This window comes from Bacillus sp. LJBS17 (genome assembly GCF_019334685.1).
Classification (GTDB): Bacteria; Bacillota; Bacilli; order Bacillales; family Bacillaceae; genus Bacillus; species Bacillus subtilis.
Map to the genome: position 1 here is coordinate 1,553,765 of NZ_CP079759.1, position 17,541 is coordinate 1,571,305.

The following is a 17,541-nucleotide window of genomic DNA, read 5'->3' on the forward strand; positions in this document are numbered from 1 at the left end:
TTGCTACGTAAAAAACATTTTAGCTGGATGCTCGTCATCCTCATACTGATCGCCGTTTTATCATTTATAAAACTTCCATACTATATTACAAAACCGGGAGAAGCGACAGAGCTTGCTTCATTGATAAAAGTGGAGGGAGGCTACCCGGAAAAAGGAAGCCTGTCCTTAATGACTGTTAAAGTGGGACCGGCTAATCCGTTTACATATGTGTGGGCAAAGATGCACCCTTATTATGAAATTGTTCCTGATGAGAGCATTAAGGAGGAAGGCGAGTCAGATAAGGAGTATATGAAAAGACAGCTCCAAATGATGAAAAGCTCGCAAGAAAATGCGGTTATAGCCGCCTATCAAAAGGCAGGAAAAAAAGTCAGCTATTCCTTTAACGGCATATACGCAAGCTCTGTTGTAGAAAACATGCCGGCAAAAGGGAAAATAGAAGTCGGTGATAAAATCATCAGCGCAGACGGCAAAAACTATCAGTCTGCTGAAAAGCTGATTGATTATATCAGCAGCAAAAAAGCGGGAGATAAAGTCACGTTAAAGATCGAAAGAGAAGAAAAAGAAAAGCGTGTCACCCTTACGTTAAAACAATTTCCTGATGAGCCGGATCGGGCAGGAATCGGAGTTTCGCTTTATACAGACAGAAACGTGAAGGTAGAGCCTGATATTGATTTTGAAATTGAAAATATTGGCGGCCCGTCAGCAGGGTTAATGATGTCTCTTGAAATCTATAATCAGCTGACAAAACCAGACGAAACAAAAGGCTACGATATTGCGGGAACAGGTACCATTGATGTTGATGGGAAAGTAGGCCCGATCGGCGGCATTGATCAAAAAGTCGTCGCCGCAGACAAAGCCGGAAAAGACATTTTCTTCGCGCCAAATCAAAACGGCGCCAGCAATTCCGATTATAAGAACGCAGTAAAAACAGCAAAAGATATTGATTCGAATATGAAGATTGTGCCTGTTGATACCATGCAGGATGCGATTGATTATTTGAATAAGCTGAAAGCGAAAAGCACCTGATTCTCAGGTGCTTTTTCTATACATTTAAAAAGTGTTGTTCATCTTCATCATATCGAATCGGTGCATGTCCGTATTCCTGCAGGTCAAACTCAGTTCTCAGCGGCTCTTCTATTGGCAGGCTGTAAATCCTGCTTGCTTTTACGTCCAGATCGAGAGCTGGATGGGAGAAAGAGGACAGTTTGCTGACAAGCGGAACAGACAGTGCTTTTTTCTTTTCGGATAAATAAGCCTGTCCTTTTTTCGTCATGCCGAGAAGCCTGATATACGGCGCCTTATCGTTGTCAAGCAGCTTTTGCATATCCTGTTTTTTTGTTCTGGTTAAAATGTGTGTATTCATCCGCTGGAGCCTTGTCCACGTATAGCGTTTTGTTTTCAGCAGTTCCATAAATTCCTGATAGGAGCTGGATTTTCTGATCGAACGAAGAATTCTGTGCTCTAAACCTTCCTCCACCTCGTATACTTGCTGTAATTCCTGTGCTGTTACAGTTGAAAGGCTGTATTTTAAGTAAGAAAAGTAGCTCTCAGGTGTATGCCACAATCCGAAAGATTTGCGGTAAGCTGCTAATTCACGTGCAGAGGCAGCAGGGAGAAAACGAAGGCAGGCTTCGAGATTCTGGCCAGTCATCGCTTTTCTGATGCTTGTGGCGCTAGCGATGTGGTTTTCGCCTTCAGGGAGATCGGCATCATGATAGTCCGAAGAGATCCGTGCCGTAGTATAAGGTTTCATAGGATATCCCCCGGTTAGAATCGAGGTCACATACTGGTATCCCAAAATGTTATTTGGTTTTGACAAGTCAAGTGCACTTTCAGTATGCAAAATGGAGCTGAAGGCGCTAGCCGCCGCTGCTGGGTAACTGGCCCCCTTTTTAAGTTCTTCTTTAATTCGGTCATTCAATATATGTTTATGCTCATCAATAAGCTGTGCTGTTTCTAAAAACGGCTTGATATCCCCATTTTCACTCCCGAAAAACAGCGCCTCACATTCAAGTTCGTTCAGGATGGAAACACTGCCGCGTGCAAAAATGTCTGCTTTTTGCACGGCATAAAGATAAGGCAGCTCAATGACAAGATCAACTCCGCTTTGCAGCGCCATTTTTGTTCGGGCCCATTTTGACACAACAGCCGGTTCCCCGCGCTGTAAAAAATGCCCGCTCATGACCGCGATAGCCGTGTCACATCCGGTTTGCCGCTTTGCTGTTTGGGCATGATAAAGGTGACCGTTATGAAAGGGATTATATTCAACCACCAATCCGACAGCTTTCATATTTTTTCCGCCTTTCTTGCTATGTTTAAAAACGTATGGTACATTTGCAAATGAAAACTCTTACGCCTTATTTTTGTTTTAAGTGTATGCATAGCATATTTCGCTGTCAACGATACTTCAATGGCAGCATTATGCTGTAAAGAAAAAATATTGACAAAAACAATCTTAAAAGCTATAATCATGTTTGTTGCTTTCCTGAGGTGATACAAATGAAATGGACGATTTATCAGCTGCATCAAATGCCAAAACAAAGTTTTGAGTTTGATGAAACAGTTGAGTTAAATGAGCTGACAAAGCTGAATTCTGACATTCGCCGCATTTCTCCCGTCCGGGTGAAGGGCAGAGCGGATATCAAATCCAAACAGGTTTCGTTTGATTTTACAATTTCAGGCGAAATGATTTTGCCATGCTCAAGAACACTCGTTGATGTCCCGTATCCATTTGAAATTTCAACAAAAGAACTGTTTATATTTCATCACACGGATGATATAGAAGATGATGACGTTCATATTGTTGAGGACGATACTATCGACTTAACTCCGATCGTGAAAGAAGAAATTCTTTTAGAAATCCCTATGCAAATCTTTTGTGAATCTGAACAAGAAAAAGGAGCTGCTCCTCAAGAAGGAAAGGATTGGCAAGTCATTTCGGAAGAAGACAAGAAGAATCAAGTTGATCCGAGACTTGCAGCCCTTGAAAAGCTCTTAAAACAAGATGATGAATCTTAACTCTTTAAGGAGGTGGGAATAATGGCTGTACCTTTTAGAAGAACTTCTAAAATGAAGAAAAGATTGCGCCGTACACATTTCAAACTTAATGTACCTGGTATGACAGAATGTCCGTCATGCGGAGAGATGAAGTTGTCTCACCGTGTATGCAAAGCATGCGGATCATACAACGGCAAAGACATAAATGTAAAAAGTAACTAATAAGAAAAGCGCGGGGTGAAAGCCCTGCGCTTTTTCTTTTTCTCTTCCTGTCAGCTTGCGGAAAATTTGTGAGTGCAAATAGTCTATCTAATCTATTACCGGCATATGTATGAGATAAATAAGCTGACATGGAGGGAGATTGAATTTGACCATTACAAGACAAGATGCTTGGACTCAGGATGAGGATTTGCTGCTGGCAGAAGTGGTGCTTCGTCATATTCGAGAGGGAGGAACACAGCTTTCAGCCTTTGAGGAGGTTGGAAGGGCGCTGACCAGAACCGCGGCAGCCTGTGGTTTCAGGTGGAACTCGTATGTGAGAAAACAATACCAGTCAGGTATAGAGCTTGCAAAAAAGCAAAGGAAAGAACTGAGGAAGCAAATCGGCGTTCATTCGGTCAATATGCCGAATTCCATGAAGCAGACTGCCTCGGCATCGTCAGAAGGAAAACGAGATTTGTCCATTCAGGATGTCATTCAATTTCTCGAACAATTCAAAGAAGCACCGTCTGCACAAGAATTTCAGCTTGAAAGGGAAAAATTGAAGGAGCAAATCCAATCGCTGCAAAAAGAGCTTGAGGATTTGCGGAGTGAAAATCAGACATTGCGGAATCAGCTAGAGATGACAGAAGAGGATTACAAGGCACTGATCGATATCATGGATCGGGCCAGAAAAATGGTTGTTTCGAAGGAAGACGGAAGAATGAAAAAAGCGGCTCAAGAAACGTAAAGAAACGCCTGAAATGAACCGGCCCTATAGTAAGAATAGGCCGGTTGTTTTTATTTCTATGCAGACTCTCCCGGTGTCATTTCATGATCCATATCAGGATGCCAGATGAGCGGGTTTTCCCCTTTGTCCCGCGCCATATCATACTTAACAGTTTTAAAGTTCATTTTGTTCCAAAATTCCGCTGATTTCATTCTCGGATTTGTCCGGATCGGCATTTTGAATGATTTTGCAAATTCAACCAAGGCTCTCCCGTATCCCCTGTTCTGGTAGCCCGGAAGAACCTCAAGCTTCCACAGCTCCAAATAATCCTGGCGGTTGTCAAAATAGGGATTCGATTTGCCGTTAACTTGATACAGACTCATTCGTGCTACAAGTTTATCGCCAAAATAAATCCCGTAAAAAGGCGAGGTGCTGTCATTTTCAATAATATTATCCTGAAGTTCTTCAAGCATTGAAAGCTCCTGAATGCCGTATTCTTTGAATTTCTTGAATTCTTCCAGCGTTTTATAGTTGATAAGCAGACGTTCTACCTTTGTCAAACAAATCTCCCCCTTTGTTGTTTCTACATATATTGTAAACGCTTTATTTAAAAAATCCAAATATTTAAACTTTAATTTTAAGCACATGGGATCTTTGAGAAGTAATTTCTTCTTACTTCTGCTATGATAATACGTAAATGCTAAATTGGGTGTGACATCATGAAAATTGGAATTATCGGCGGAGGCTCCGTCGGTCTTTTATGCGCCTATTATTTGTCACTTTATCACGACGTGACTGTTGTGACGAGGCGGCAAGAACAGGCTGCGGCCATTCAGTCTGAAGGAATCCGGCTTTATAAAGGCGGGGAGGAATTCAGGGCTGATTGCAGTGCGGACACGAGTATCAATTCGGACTTTGACCTGCTTGTCGTGACAGTGAAGCAGCATCAGCTTCAATCTGTTTTTTCGTCGCTTGAACGAATCGGGAAGACGAATATATTATTTTTGCAAAACGGCATGGGGCATATCCACGACCTAAAAGACTGGCACGTTGGCCATTCCATTTATGTTGGAATCGTTGAGCACGGAGCTGTAAGAAAATCGGATACAGCTGTTGATCATACAGGCCTAGGTGCGATAAAATGGAGCGCGTTCGACGATGCTGAACCAGACCGGCTGAACATCTTGTTTCAGCATAACCATTCGGACTTTCCGATTTATTATGAGACGGATTGGTACCGTCTGCTGACGGGCAAGCTGATTGTAAATGCGTGTATTAATCCTTTAACTGCGTTATTGCAGGTGAAAAATGGAGAACTGCTGACAACGCCAGCTTATCTGGCTTTTATGAAGCTGGTATTTCAGGAGGCATGCCGCATTTTAAAACTTGAAAATGAAGAAAAGGCTTGGGAGCGGGTTCAGGCTGTTTGTGGACAAACGAAAGAGAATCGTTCATCAATGCTGGTTGACGTCATTAGAGGCCGGCAGACGGAAGCTGACGCCATTATCGGATACTTATTGAAGGAAGCAAGTCTTCAAGGTCTTGATGCCGTCCACCTAGAGTTTTTATATGGCAGCATCAAAGCATTGGAGCGAAATACAAACAAAGTCTTTTGAGCTTTTTCGGTAACATGCTATACTCATTTCGGATCACTAACTATTTATTGGAGAAAGGAAGTTCTAGAAGATGCAGCTAACTGAACTTTCCATCAAAAATCAGAATGTGTTTGTACAGCACTATATAGATGGCAAAGAAGAAATGTCTTCTTTTTTTGATTACAGTATTCATCATAAGGACATGTGGCGCGAAAGACTGGAAGACTTATCTTCCCGGTTTTTCGCAAGAGAGGAATTGGCGGCGTACTTAACCTCTTACCATAATAAATTCGGTTCAAGTGCGATGCAGTCTGCTATTGAGAAGCTGAAGGACCCGTCAAGTGCCGCTGTAGTCGGCGGACAGCAGGCAGGACTTTTAACAGGACCGCTTTACACCATACATAAAATCATTTCAATCATTGTTTTAGCAAAGCAACAAGAAAAGGAACTGCAAGTGCCTGTCATACCAATCTTCTGGGTGGCTGGAGAAGACCACGATTTGGATGAGATTAATTTTGTTCACACATCTGAAGAGAATGGGCCTGTGAAAAAAAAGCTGCCTCAGTCTTATTGGAAGAAATCATCAGCAGCGAGTACATCGCTTGATCAGGAAAAGTGTGCCGCGTGGATAGATGATGTTTTTGCCGCTTTTGAAGAAACAGACCATACGAATACACTTCTCGACAATGTGAAACGATGTTTAAGGGAATCTGTTACGTTTACTGACTTCTTTGAGCTGCTGATCGCGGATTTGTTCCAAGAAGAGGGCTTAGTTTTATTAAATTCTGGAGATCCGGGGATTAAAAAGCTGGAAACGGCCATGTTCCAAAAGATTCTTCGAGAAAATGATGAACTCGCCCGCGCTGTATCAGATCAGCAGGCCTTCATGCGTCAAGCAGGCTACAAACCGATTATCGAGTCCGGAAAAGAGCAGGCGAATCTGTTTTATGAATACGAAGAAGAGCGTTTTTTAATTGAAAAAGACAACGGCCGATTTGTCATCAAAGAGCTTGATCTAGGATGGACGATGGATGAACTTCATACACATATGGAAGAACATCCAGAGCGTTTCAGCAACAATGTTGTAACGAGACCGTTAATGCAGGAATTTCTCATTCCGACTTTAGCATTTATTGCAGGGCCTGGAGAAATCAATTATTGGGGCGAGCTCAAACAGGCTTTTGCGGTGATGGGCTTTAAAATGCCTCCTGTCATGCCAAGGCTGAACATTACGATACTTGAGCGGCATATTGAGAAAAAACTGGTTGAACGGAATATCTCATTACAAGACGCGATTGAGCGCGGAACGGAGAATCAAAGAGAGACATACTTCGAGCGCCAGATTCCGGAAGAGTTTACGGCGGTGATGGATCAGGCGAAAAGCCAAATTGAAGCGATTCACAAAACGGTCCGGCAGGAGGCGTTAAAGGTTGATCAAAGCATGGAACCTTTACTCCTGAAAAATGCCGCTTTTATTCAGGATCAGCTTCAATTCTTAGAGCGCACAGTGACGAAGCGAATTGAAGAAAAAGAAGGCTACGTTTTGAAGGATTATGAAAGAATTCAAAATAGCATTAAGCCGCTTCTTGCGCCGCAAGAACGGATTTGGAATATCATGTATTATTTGAACAGGTATGGTCCAAAATTCTTCACGACATTCAAGAATCTGCCATTTTCTTTTCAAAATCAACATCAAGTTGTCAAACTTTGAAATAAAGTTTTAAAGAACCCTGAATAGTTCAGGGTTTTTTTTTATGGGTAAACAGTGTAAAATGAAGTTGTGGAGCGAAGTGGTGAATAGTGGTGAGTTAAGGAGAGAAAGTGGGGCAAGAGATCATGTTTATGGGTGAATATCAGCATACCATCGATGCGAAAGGCCGCATGATCGTACCCGCTAAATTCAGAGAAGGCCTAGGTGAGCAATTTGTGCTGACTAGAGGACTTGACCAATGTCTCTTCGGCTACCCTATGCACGAATGGAAACAAATTGAAGAAAAACTAAAAGCTCTTCCTCTCACAAAGAAAGATGCCCGCGCGTTTACCCGTTTCTTCTTTTCAGGGGCGACTGAATGCGAGCTGGACAAGCAAGGCAGGGTAAATATCGCATCATCTCTATTGAATTACGCCAAACTGGAAAAAGAATGTGTTGTTATCGGGGTTTCTAATCGAATTGAATTGTGGAGTAAAGTAATTTGGGAACAATACACAGAAGAGCAAGAAGATTCATTTGCTGAAATTGCTGAAAACATGATTGGGTTTGATATATAATGATTCTTCGTGTATAACACTCTAAAAACAATTTCAATTCATCCTGATAAAAGGTGGGACCAACACAATATGTTTCAACACAAGACAGTACTTCTTCGTGAAACCGTAGACGGACTTAATATTAAACCAGACGGTACATATGTAGACTGCACACTCGGCGGAGCTGGGCATAGTACATACTTATTGCAGCAGTTATCCGAGAAGGGGCGTTTAATCGCTTTTGACCAAGATGATACGGCATTACAGCATGCTAAAGAAGTGTTGTCCGATTATAAAGGACAGCTCATTCTGATTAAAAGCAATTTCAGGTATTTAAAAGAATGTTTGAATGAACAAGGCATTACAGAAGTAGACGGTATTTTATTTGATTTAGGGGTGTCCTCTCCGCAGCTGGATACACCTGAGCGCGGATTCAGTTACCATCATGACGCACCGTTGGACATGAGGATGGACCAGTCGGCTACGCTTTCGGCGAAAGAAGTCGTTAATGAGTGGCGCTATGAGGATCTCGTCCGTATTTTCTTTAAATACGGAGAAGAGAAGTTCAGTAAACAGATCGCCAGAAAAATTGAGGAGGCAAGAATGAAGTCTCCTATTCAAACTACGGGCCAACTGGTCGATCTAATAAAAGACGCGATTCCCGCTCCAGCGAGAAGGAGCGGCGGACATCCCGCTAAACGCGTGTTTCAGGCAATCAGAATTGCCGTAAACGATGAACTTAGGGTGTTTGAAGAAGCTTTGGAGCAGGCAATTGAGGTTCTGAAGCCAGGGGGCAGGGTATCGGTCATTACCTTCCACTCGCTAGAAGACAGAATTTGCAAAACCACTTTTAAAGAAAAGTCGTCGCTTCCGGAACTTCCTCCGGGGCTTCCTGTTATACCGGAAGAGTTTGAACCGGAGCTGAAGCTCATCACACGAAAACCGATTACGGCATCTCAAGAAGAGCTTGAAGAGAACAACCGGGCTCGTTCTGCCAAGCTTCGGATTGCTGAAAAAAGAAAATAACGAAACGCGAACGCAAAATTAAAAGGAGGTCATCAGCCTATGAGCAATTTAGCTTACCAACCAGAGAAACAGCAGCGGCATGCGATCAGTCCTGAGAAAAAAGTGATTGTCAAGAAAAGGGCTTCCATTACTCTCGGAGAAAAAGTGCTTCTTGTCCTCTTTGCTGCGGCGGTGCTCAGCGTATCGCTTTTGATCGTATCGAAGGCGTATGCGGCATATCAAACCAATATTGAGGTGCAAAAGCTTGAGGAGCAAATTTCATCCGAAAATAAGCAAATTGGTGACCTCGAAAAAAGCGTTGCTGATTTAAGCAAACCGCAGCGCATTATGGACATTGCGAAAAAGAACGGCTTGAATTTAAAAGATAAAAAAGTGAAAAACATACAGGAATGATTCAAATGCCAAAAAAGAATAAATTTATGAATAGAGGAGCAGCGATTCTAAGTATTTGTTTCGCTCTCTTTTTCTTTGTCATCCTGGGGAGAATGGCATATATTCAAATAACCGGAAAAGCGAACGGCGAAGTGCTTGCGACAAAAGCGACAGAGCAGCATGAAAAGAAACGGACCATCGAAGCGAGCCGCGGCTCGATTTTAGACCGAAAAGGAAAAGTCATTGCAGAGGACACAGCGACGTATAAACTGATTGCGATTCTCGATAAAAAAATGACCACTGATGTCAAGCATCCTCAGCATGTTGTAAACAAAGAAAAAACGGCGGAAGCATTGTCTAAAGTGATAAACTTGGACAAGGCCGACATCCTTGATATCTTAAATAAAGATGCAAAACAAGTCGAGTTTGGCTCAGCTGGCCGGGATATTACGTATTCACAAAAGCAAAAAATCGAAAAAATGAAACTCCCGGGCATTTCATTTTTACGGGATACAAAACGCTACTATCCAAACGGAGTATTTGCATCTAATCTAATCGGCTATGCCGAGGTTGATGAAGAAACAAATGAAATTTCCGGCGCGATGGGATTAGAAAAAGTGCTGGATAAGTATTTGAAGGAGCGGGACGGATATGTGACATATGAAAGCGACAAATCCGGCTGGGAGCTCCCGAACAGCAAAAATAAAATTACAGCGCCAAAAAATGGTGACAATGTATATTTAACCATTGACCAGAAAATTCAAACCTTTTTGGAAGACAGCATGACAAAAGTGGCGCAAAAGTATAATCCGAAAAAAATCATGGCCGCAGTCGTTGATCCGAAAACGGGCAAAGTCCTTGCCATGGGACAGCGCCCAAGCTTTGATCCGAACAAGCGCGATGTGACAAACTACTATAATGATTTGATTTCATATGCGTATGAACCCGGGTCCACGATGAAGATCTTTACACTCGCTGCTGCGATGCAGGAAAACGTGTTTAATGCGAACGAAAAATATAAATCAGGGACATTTGAAGTTGGCGGAGCACCTGTTAAGGATCACAATAACGGTGTAGGCTGGGGTCCGACAACATATCATGACGGCGTCCTAAGGTCGTCGAATGTCGCTTTTGCGAAACTGGCGAAAGAAAAGCTGGGATATGACCGCCTCAATCAATATTTGCACAAATTCAATTTTTACCAGAAAACAGGTATTGATTTGCCAGGAGAAGTCTCCAGCAAAATCAACTTTAAATATGAATTTGATAAGGCGTCAACTGCATATGGCCAAGCGTCTGCGGTCACACCAATTCAGCAGATTCAGGCCGCAACGGCAATTGCAAATGACGGCAAAATGATGAAACCTTATGTCATTGACCATATCGTTGACCCTGATAAAGATAAAACTATTTATCAAAATAAGCCGGAATCAGCCGGAACTCCAATTTCTGCAAGTACTGCGAAAAAGGTGCGGGATATATTAGGAGAAGTCGTTACATCGAAGATCGGAACAGGGCAAGCTTATAAAATCGAAGGTTTTGATGTTGCCGGGAAAACAGGTACTGCGCAAATAGCCGGTAAAGGCGGATATTTAGACGGCACAGATAACTATATCTTTTCGTTTATGGGTATGGCACCAAAAGATGATCCTGAGCTTTTAATTTATGTTGCTGTACAGCAGCCACAACTAAAAGCAGGACAAAGCAGTTCAGAACCAGTATCTGAAATCTTCAACCCAACAATGAAAAACAGCCTGCACTACCTGAATATTGAACCAACTGAAAAATCTGACTCAGATAAGGAAGAAACAAAAGCGCAGACAATGCCTGATTTAACAGATCAAACGGTAGCTGCTGCTCAAAAGAAAGCAAAAGAGGAGAATCTCACACCAATTGTCATTGGCAGTGATGTCGCTGTAAAAGAACAGTATCCGAAAGCGGATGAGGAAGTTCTCACCAATCAAAAGGTCTTCCTGAAAACGGGCGGCAAAATCAAAATGCCTGATATGACTGGCTGGTCGAGAAGAGAGGTTCTTCAGTACGGTGAGCTCGCGGGAATTCATATTGAAGTAAACGGGCAAGGCTACGCTGTCAGCCAAAGTGTTAAGAAAGACAAAGAAATCAAAGACAAAACCGTAATCAAGGTTAAGTTTAAAAATCCTGATTAAAAAGAAAGCTTGCGTTATGCAGGCTTTCTTTTTTTATGCCTTCAGAGGAGCATCGTTCTACCTGTCCAATTTCAGGCATAAAATGAAACAAGCCTAAATAAGGAGTGAACGGTCTCTTGCGCGTCTCGAATGTAACGGTTAGAAAACGTTTATTATTTGTTTTGCTTTTTGGCGTGATCGTGTTTCTGATCATTGATACAAGGCTGGGGTATGTTCAGTTTGTGATGGGCGAAAAACTGACTTCGCTGGCGAAAGATTCCTGGAGCCGGAACTTGCCGTTTGAGCCGGAGAGAGGCGAGATACTGGATCGGAATGGTGTGAAGCTCGCAACAAACAAAAGTGCGCCGACCGTATTCGTCGTGCCGCGCCAAGTTCAGAATCCGATGAAAACGAGCAAGCAGCTTGCGGCGGTGCTCAATATGTCAGAAGAAAAAGTATATAAACATGTGACAAAAAAAGCGTCAATCGAAAAGATCACTCCTGAAGGGAGAAAAATTTCAAATGAGAAGGCGAAAGAAATCAAAGCGCTTGATTTAAAAGGTGTGTATGTTGCGGAGGACAGTATCCGTCATTACCCGTTCGGCAGCTTTTTATCTCATGTGCTTGGATTTGCAGGAATTGACAACCAAGGGCTCCTTGGACTTGAAGCCTATTACGACGATGATTTAAAAGGGGAAAAAGGTTCTGTTAAGTTTTATACAGATGCCAAGGGTAAAAAAATGCCTGATGAAGCGGATGACTATACGCCGCCTAAGGATGGGCTTGATATGAAGCTGACGGTTGATTCAAAGGTCCAGACGATAATGGAAAGAGAGCTTGATAACGCTGAGGCCAAATATCATCCGGACGGCATGATTGCCGTAGCCATGAATCCGAAAAACGGAGAAATTTTGGGGATGTCTAGCAGGCCTGACTTCGACCCTGCTGATTACCAATCTGTTGATCCGTCCGTCTACAATCGAAATCTGCCAGTATGGAGCACGTATGAACCGGGATCTACCTTTAAAATTATTACACTTGCAGCAGCCCTTGAAGAGCAAAAAGTAAATTTGAAACGGGATCAATTTTATGATAAAGGGCACGCGGAAGTGGACGGAGCGAGACTGCGGTGCTGGAAAAGAGGCGGGCACGGGCTGCAGACGTATCTGGAAGTTGTGCAGAACTCCTGCAACCCGGGGTTTGTTGAATTAGGCGAGCGCTTAGGAAAGGAAAAGCTTTTCAAATATATCAAAGACTTTGGTTTTGGACAAAAAACGGGGATTGATCTCCAAGGCGAGGGAACAGGCATCTTATTCCCGCTTGAGAGAGTGGGCCCGGTGGAGCAAGCAACTACGGCTTTCGGACAGGGAGTATCCGTCACGCCGATTCAGCAGGTTGCAGCAGTATCCGCCGCTGTAAACGGAGGAACCCTCTACACACCTTATATTGCAAAGGAATGGATCGATCCTGTTACGAAGAAAACGGTCAAAAAACAATCACCAATCGCAAAGAAACAAGTCATTTCTGAGGAAACATCCAAACAAATCCGCTATGCTCTAGAAAGCGTCGTCGCAGAAGGAACCGGCCGCAATGCATTTGTAGAAGGATATCGTGTCGGAGGAAAAACGGGGACTGCGCAAAAGGTTAAAGATGGAAAATACCTTGAAAACAACCATATTGTATCATTTATCGGTTTCGCGCCAGCTGATGATCCGAGTCTAGTCGTCTACGTTGCGGTGGATAACCCGAAAGGCACGATTCAATTTGGCGGAACGGTTGCAGCGCCTATTGTCGGAAATATTATGAGAGACAGCCTGCCGGAACTTGGTGTGAAGCCCCGGAAAAATCAAATCGAGAAAAAATACCAATGGAACGACACAAAAACAATAGAAGTTCCGAATGTTGTAGGGATGTCTGTCTCAGATCTTGAGTCACTATTGGTGAATCTCAATGTGGATGCTTCCGGGAAAGGGAGCAAAATCGTTAAACAATCGCCAGCTGCCGGAACGAAAGTAAAAGAAGGCTCAAAGATACGCGTGTATTTGACTGAAGAAGATGAAAAGGAGGCAGCCGATTGATTCGGACTGCCTATTCTTTTATTGCAGAAAAAATGCTGATATCTTTCAATATTAGCTGGATGTATCCTTTTATTTACGCTAAAATATGAACTGTATGCTTAAAATCATTACCACATCATTTGATGTGACTTCAATGATAAAAAGAACGAATTAGAATGTTGAGAGGTTTGATACGATGAAACTTACAAAGCTGCTTACATACTTAACAACCGAACCTTCTGTAAACGACTCACAAGACCCTGAAATAACTTCAATTGAGATGGACTCCAGAGAAGTAAAGAAAGGGAGTCTTTTTGTATGTGTAAAAGGGTATACGGTGGATGGCCACGATTTCGCGCAAAAAGCAGTAGAAAACGGCGCAGCGGCTATTGTGGCAGAAAGAGAAGTCGATGTGAATGTTCCTGTTATTATTGTCCGGCAGTCACTTCGCGCGCTCAGCGTTTTGTCTGATGCGTTTTACGGACAGCCGACGAAGAAGCTTCAGCTGATTGGGATAACAGGGACAAACGGCAAAACATCAACGACCCACATGGTCGATGAGATTCTGAGAAAAGCGGGAAAACGCACAGGCTTGATCGGTACAATGTACATGAAAATCGGAGACGAAACACTTCCTGTTAAAAACACGACTCCGGAAAGCGTCACGCTGCAGAAAACGTTTAAGAAAATGAATGACAAGCACGTTGACACTGCTATCATGGAGGTTTCTTCTCACGCTTTGTCTTTAGGACGCGTCCATGGCTGTGATTATGATATTGCCGTGTTTACGAATTTAACACAGGACCATCTGGACTATCATAAAACGATGGATGAGTACCGGCATGCAAAAAGCTTGCTCTTTTCCCAACTTGGCGGGGCTTTCAACCATCAACATCCAAAGCGTGCCGTACTGAATGCTGACGATGAGGCGAGCGCTTATTTTGAAAAGGTAACAGCTGCGCATATCTCTACATACGGAATTAAAAACGATGCTGATGTGATGGCGAAGAACATCAGTATCACTGCACAGGGCACAAGCTTTGATCTCGTGACAAACAAAGGCACGAAGCACATCACGATGTCTCTCGTCGGACAATTTAATGTGTATAACGTGCTGGCCGCTGTTGCAACATGTATTGCAGCAGGCATACCGTTTGAAATCATCACTGAGGCCGTTGAAGAATTGCATGGTGTAAGAGGCCGTTTTGAATTGGTCAATCAGCAGCAGGAGTTTCCTGTCATTGTAGACTACGCGCACACACCGGACAGCCTTGAAAATGTGCTGGAGACATGCAGAGATATGACGGAAGGAAAGCTATTTGTCGTTGTCGGCTGCGGAGGAGACAGAGATAAGACGAAGCGCCCGAAAATGGCTAAAATTGCTGTGGAGCTGGCTGACGAGCCGATTTTCACGTCAGATAACCCGAGAAGCGAAGATCCTCGCGCGATTTTAAGAGATATGGAAGCCGGAGTAGAGAGCGCATACTATCACAGTATTGCAAACCGCGAGCAGGCGATCTTTTTCGCAATTGCCAATGCCAAAAAAGGCGACGTTGTCCTCATTGCCGGAAAAGGACATGAAACCTATCAGCAGATCGGAAATGAAACTTTCGATTTTGATGATGCTGAAGTAGCGGCGAGAGCCATTGTTGAACTCAATAAGAATAAGACGAATTCATAGGAAAGAGATGTTACTGAATAATGGAGCTTGAAAAGATTTTTCATATGGAAAAAAATCATGAATATGATAACTACGTATGTCGTTTGAAAGAAACAGGAGGAGAAAAGGACAATGCTTGAGCAAGTCATTCTGTTTACAATTTTAATGGGGTTTTTAATTAGTGTTCTGCTCTCTCCGATTCTTATTCCGTTTTTAAGAAGATTAAAATTCGGCCAGAGTATTAGAGAAGAAGGACCGAAATCACATCAGAAAAAATCAGGGACACCGACAATGGGCGGGGTCATGATCATACTTTCTATCATAGTGACAACAATTGTGATGACACAGAAGTTTTCAGAAATAAGCCCCGAAATGGTGCTGCTTCTGTTTGTTACGCTAGGCTACGGTTTGCTTGGCTTTTTAGATGATTACATCAAGGTTGTCATGAAGCGCAATCTTGGGTTGACATCAAAGCAAAAGCTGATCGGACAAATTATTATTGCAGTTGTATTTTACGCCGTGTATCATTATTACAATTTTGCGACTGATATTCGCATTCCTGGAACTGACTTATCATTTGATCTTGGCTGGGCTTACTTTATCCTTGTGCTCTTTATGCTAGTCGGCGGATCAAACGCAGTTAACCTGACTGACGGCCTTGACGGGTTATTATCCGGTACTGCGGCGATTGCCTTTGGCGCCTTTGCCATTTTGGCATGGAATCAGTCTCAATATGACGTAGCGATTTTCTCAGTTGCCGTTGTCGGTGCAGTTCTGGGCTTCCTTGTATTTAATGCTCATCCGGCCAAAGTTTTTATGGGAGATACGGGATCGCTTGCATTGGGAGGAGCCATTGTTACCATTGCCATTTTAACGAAATTAGAGATCCTGCTGGTTATCATCGGCGGTGTATTCGTTATCGAGACATTATCTGTTATTTTGCAGGTCATCAGCTTTAAAACGACAGGTAAACGAATCTTTAAAATGAGTCCGCTTCATCACCATTATGAGCTTGTCGGCTGGTCTGAATGGAGAGTAGTCGTGACGTTTTGGGCTGCGGGACTTTTGCTTGCCGTTTTAGGAATTTACATCGAGGTGTGGTTATAAGTGGAAAATGATCAATTTTTACAGAAACAGCATTTTTTAATCCTTGGGCTTGCGAAAAGCGGATATGCGGCGGCCTCCATTCTTCATGAAAAAGGCATTTATGTTGCAGTCAATGATCAAAAGCCTTTTGAAGAAAATGAACCGGCACAAAAGCTTTCTGAAAAAGGAATCGAAGTTGTTTGCGGAGAGCATCCAGTTTCTCTGTTCGATCAGCATCAAATCACGATTCTGATCAAAAACCCGGGAATTCCTTATGAAAATATTATGGTTCAGGAAGCGGAGAAACGAGGCATTCCGGTTTGGACGGAAATTGAGCTCGCTTACTACCTGACCAGCGCCAAGTTTATCGGGATTACCGGATCGAACGGTAAAACGACCACGACAACGCTAATTTACGAAATGCTCAAAGCAGACTCGCAAAAAGCACTGATTGCCGGAAACATCGGCACAGTCGCAAGTGAGGTTGCCTATCATGCTGATGGAGATGAATGGATCGTTACTGAACTGTCTTCGTTTCAGCTGATGGGAACACACGCTTTCAGACCGGAAATCAGCCTGATTTTAAATGTATTTGACGCCCATCTGGATTATCACCATACGCGCGAAAACTATGAAAAAGCGAAACAGAAAGTATACCTTCATCAGACTGCTTCAGATAAAGCTATTGTCAACCAGGATGATGAAACCGTCGTGCGTCTTGCTGAAGCCGGAAAAGCCGAAATCGTCCCGTTTTCAGGCAGCAAAACGCTTGAACAGGGCGCATATGTAAAAGACAGTATGATTATGTTTAACGGCGAAGCCATTCTTCCTCTGGAAGAGGTTGTACTGCCCGGTGCTCATAACCTGGAGAACATTTTAGCAGCTATTGCAGTTGTGAAAACGGCAGGAGCTTCCAATGAGGCGGTTAAAAAGGTGCTGACAAGCTTTACTGGTGTGAAGCACCGCCTCCAATATGTCACAACTGTGAATGGCCGCAAATTTTATAACGACAGTAAAGCAACAAACATTCTGGCGACAAGCAAGGCGCTTTCAGCTTTTGATAAGCCGGTCATTCTGCTTGCGGGCGGACTGGATCGCGGAAATGGTTTTGATGACTTGAAACCTTATATGAAGCATGTCAAAGCAGTGCTTACATTTGGCCAGACGGCGCCAAAACTTGAGAAACTCGGCAATGAACTGGGAATACAACATGTCAAACGTGTCGATAATGTTGAACAAGCAGTATCTGCGGCGTTTGCGCTCTCAAATGAAGGAGATGTCATCCTGCTGTCACCCGCGTGTGCGAGCTGGGATCAATTCAAAACATTTGAAGAACGCGGTGACATGTTTATAGATGCCGTGCATATGCTTAAGTAAGGGCTTGTCTTGAAGTAAATCGGCAGCCCTAATGACTTTAAGCTTGGGG

General features: G+C 43.2%; 17 protein-coding genes. 14 read left to right on the forward strand and 3 right to left on the reverse strand.

Features of this window, described 5'->3' with window-relative positions:
• Complete coding sequence (gene ddcP / locus KXZ66_RS08080; RefSeq protein WP_003245451.1) at positions 1-1,026, forward strand: protease DdcP; 1,026 nt, start codon at positions 1-3, stop codon at positions 1,024-1,026.
• 16 nt (positions 1,027-1,042) lie between these two features.
• On the opposite strand, the gene KXZ66_RS08085 is transcribed toward ddcP, so the two are convergent.
• Together KXZ66_RS08085 and KXZ66_RS08090 are read right to left on the reverse strand one after the other, a co-directional pair.
• Positions 1,043-2,290: a nucleotidyltransferase gene (locus tag KXZ66_RS08085; RefSeq protein ID WP_021479344.1), complete on the reverse strand. Its 1,248-nt coding sequence runs from the start codon at positions 2,288-2,290 to the stop codon at positions 1,043-1,045.
• On the reverse strand, positions 2,287-2,472 hold the full coding sequence (locus KXZ66_RS08090) for a hypothetical protein (RefSeq protein WP_103803451.1): 186 nt from the start codon (positions 2,470-2,472) through the stop codon (positions 2,287-2,289). Before KXZ66_RS08090 ends, KXZ66_RS08085 begins: the two co-directional genes overlap by 4 nt.
• 27 nt (positions 2,473-2,499) lie before the next feature.
• Between KXZ66_RS08090 and KXZ66_RS08095 the strand changes: the two genes are divergently transcribed.
• The 3 genes from KXZ66_RS08095 to gerR all read left to right on the forward strand — a co-directional run bounded on the left by KXZ66_RS08095 (position 2,500) and on the right by gerR (position 3,946).
• Entirely contained in the window at positions 2,500-3,018 is a 519-nt protein-coding gene (locus KXZ66_RS08095) for a YceD family protein (protein WP_014479718.1), read from the forward strand.
• Positions 3,019-3,039: 21 nt separating this feature from the next.
• Complete coding sequence (gene rpmF / locus KXZ66_RS08100; RefSeq protein WP_003154457.1) at positions 3,040-3,219, forward strand: 50S ribosomal protein L32; 180 nt, start codon at positions 3,040-3,042, stop codon at positions 3,217-3,219.
• A gap of 145 nt (positions 3,220-3,364) precedes the next feature.
• The gene (gene gerR, locus KXZ66_RS08105) at positions 3,365-3,946 is read left to right on the forward strand and encodes a sporulation-specific transcriptional regulator GerR (RefSeq protein ID WP_015383592.1); all 582 of its coding nucleotides are present in this window, start codon (positions 3,365-3,367) and stop codon (positions 3,944-3,946) included.
• 56 nt (positions 3,947-4,002) lie between these two features.
• On the opposite strand, the gene KXZ66_RS08110 is transcribed toward gerR, so the two are convergent.
• Entirely contained in the window at positions 4,003-4,485 is a 483-nt protein-coding gene (locus KXZ66_RS08110) for an N-acetyltransferase (RefSeq protein WP_014476736.1), read from the reverse strand.
• 159 nt (positions 4,486-4,644) lie between these two features.
• On the opposite strand from KXZ66_RS08110, the gene KXZ66_RS08115 reads away from it, so the two are divergent.
• The 10 genes from KXZ66_RS08115 (at position 4,645) to murD (ending at position 17,492) form a co-directional block, all read left to right on the forward strand.
• A complete protein-coding gene (locus tag KXZ66_RS08115; RefSeq protein WP_219144867.1) occupies positions 4,645-5,541 on the forward strand; it encodes a 2-dehydropantoate 2-reductase in 897 nt (298 codons plus the stop codon).
• A gap of 70 nt (positions 5,542-5,611) precedes the next feature.
• A complete protein-coding gene (gene bshC / locus KXZ66_RS08120) occupies positions 5,612-7,231 on the forward strand; it encodes a bacillithiol biosynthesis cysteine-adding enzyme BshC (protein ID WP_103803453.1) in 1,620 nt (539 codons plus the stop codon).
• 125 nt (positions 7,232-7,356) lie between these two features.
• Positions 7,357-7,788 carry a division/cell wall cluster transcriptional repressor MraZ gene (gene mraZ / locus KXZ66_RS08125; RefSeq protein WP_003221402.1) on the forward strand — a complete coding sequence of 144 codons (432 nt, stop codon included), beginning with the start codon at positions 7,357-7,359 and terminating at the stop codon, positions 7,786-7,788.
• Between the two features lie 69 nt (positions 7,789-7,857).
• Positions 7,858-8,793 (forward strand): 16S rRNA (cytosine(1402)-N(4))-methyltransferase RsmH, encoded by a 936-nt coding sequence (rsmH, locus tag KXZ66_RS08130; protein WP_014479723.1) that lies wholly within the window; start codon positions 7,858-7,860, stop codon positions 8,791-8,793.
• Positions 8,794-8,832: 39 nt separating this feature from the next.
• Positions 8,833-9,186 (forward strand): cell division protein FtsL, encoded by a 354-nt coding sequence (ftsL, locus tag KXZ66_RS08135; protein ID WP_003232200.1) that lies wholly within the window; start codon positions 8,833-8,835, stop codon positions 9,184-9,186.
• Positions 9,183-11,333, forward strand: coding sequence for a penicillin-binding protein 2B (gene pbpB, locus KXZ66_RS08140; protein ID WP_003232198.1), 2,151 nt, complete (start codon positions 9,183-9,185; stop codon positions 11,331-11,333). Before ftsL ends, pbpB begins: the two co-directional genes overlap by 4 nt.
• A gap of 116 nt (positions 11,334-11,449) precedes the next feature.
• Positions 11,450-13,390: a stage V sporulation protein D gene (locus KXZ66_RS08145; RefSeq protein WP_003245048.1), complete on the forward strand. Its 1,941-nt coding sequence runs from the start codon at positions 11,450-11,452 to the stop codon at positions 13,388-13,390.
• 175 nt (positions 13,391-13,565) lie between these two features.
• Entirely contained in the window at positions 13,566-15,050 is a 1,485-nt protein-coding gene (locus tag KXZ66_RS08150; RefSeq protein ID WP_219144868.1) for a UDP-N-acetylmuramoyl-L-alanyl-D-glutamate--2,6-diaminopimelate ligase, read from the forward strand.
• 111 nt (positions 15,051-15,161) lie between these two features.
• On the forward strand, positions 15,162-16,136 hold the full coding sequence (gene mraY / locus KXZ66_RS08155) for a phospho-N-acetylmuramoyl-pentapeptide-transferase (RefSeq protein WP_003232192.1): 975 nt from the start codon (positions 15,162-15,164) through the stop codon (positions 16,134-16,136).
• Complete coding sequence (gene murD / locus KXZ66_RS08160) at positions 16,137-17,492, forward strand: UDP-N-acetylmuramoyl-L-alanine--D-glutamate ligase (RefSeq protein WP_120028068.1); 1,356 nt, start codon at positions 16,137-16,139, stop codon at positions 17,490-17,492. It begins immediately after the preceding gene.
• The last annotated feature ends 49 nt before the right edge of the window (positions 17,493-17,541 follow it).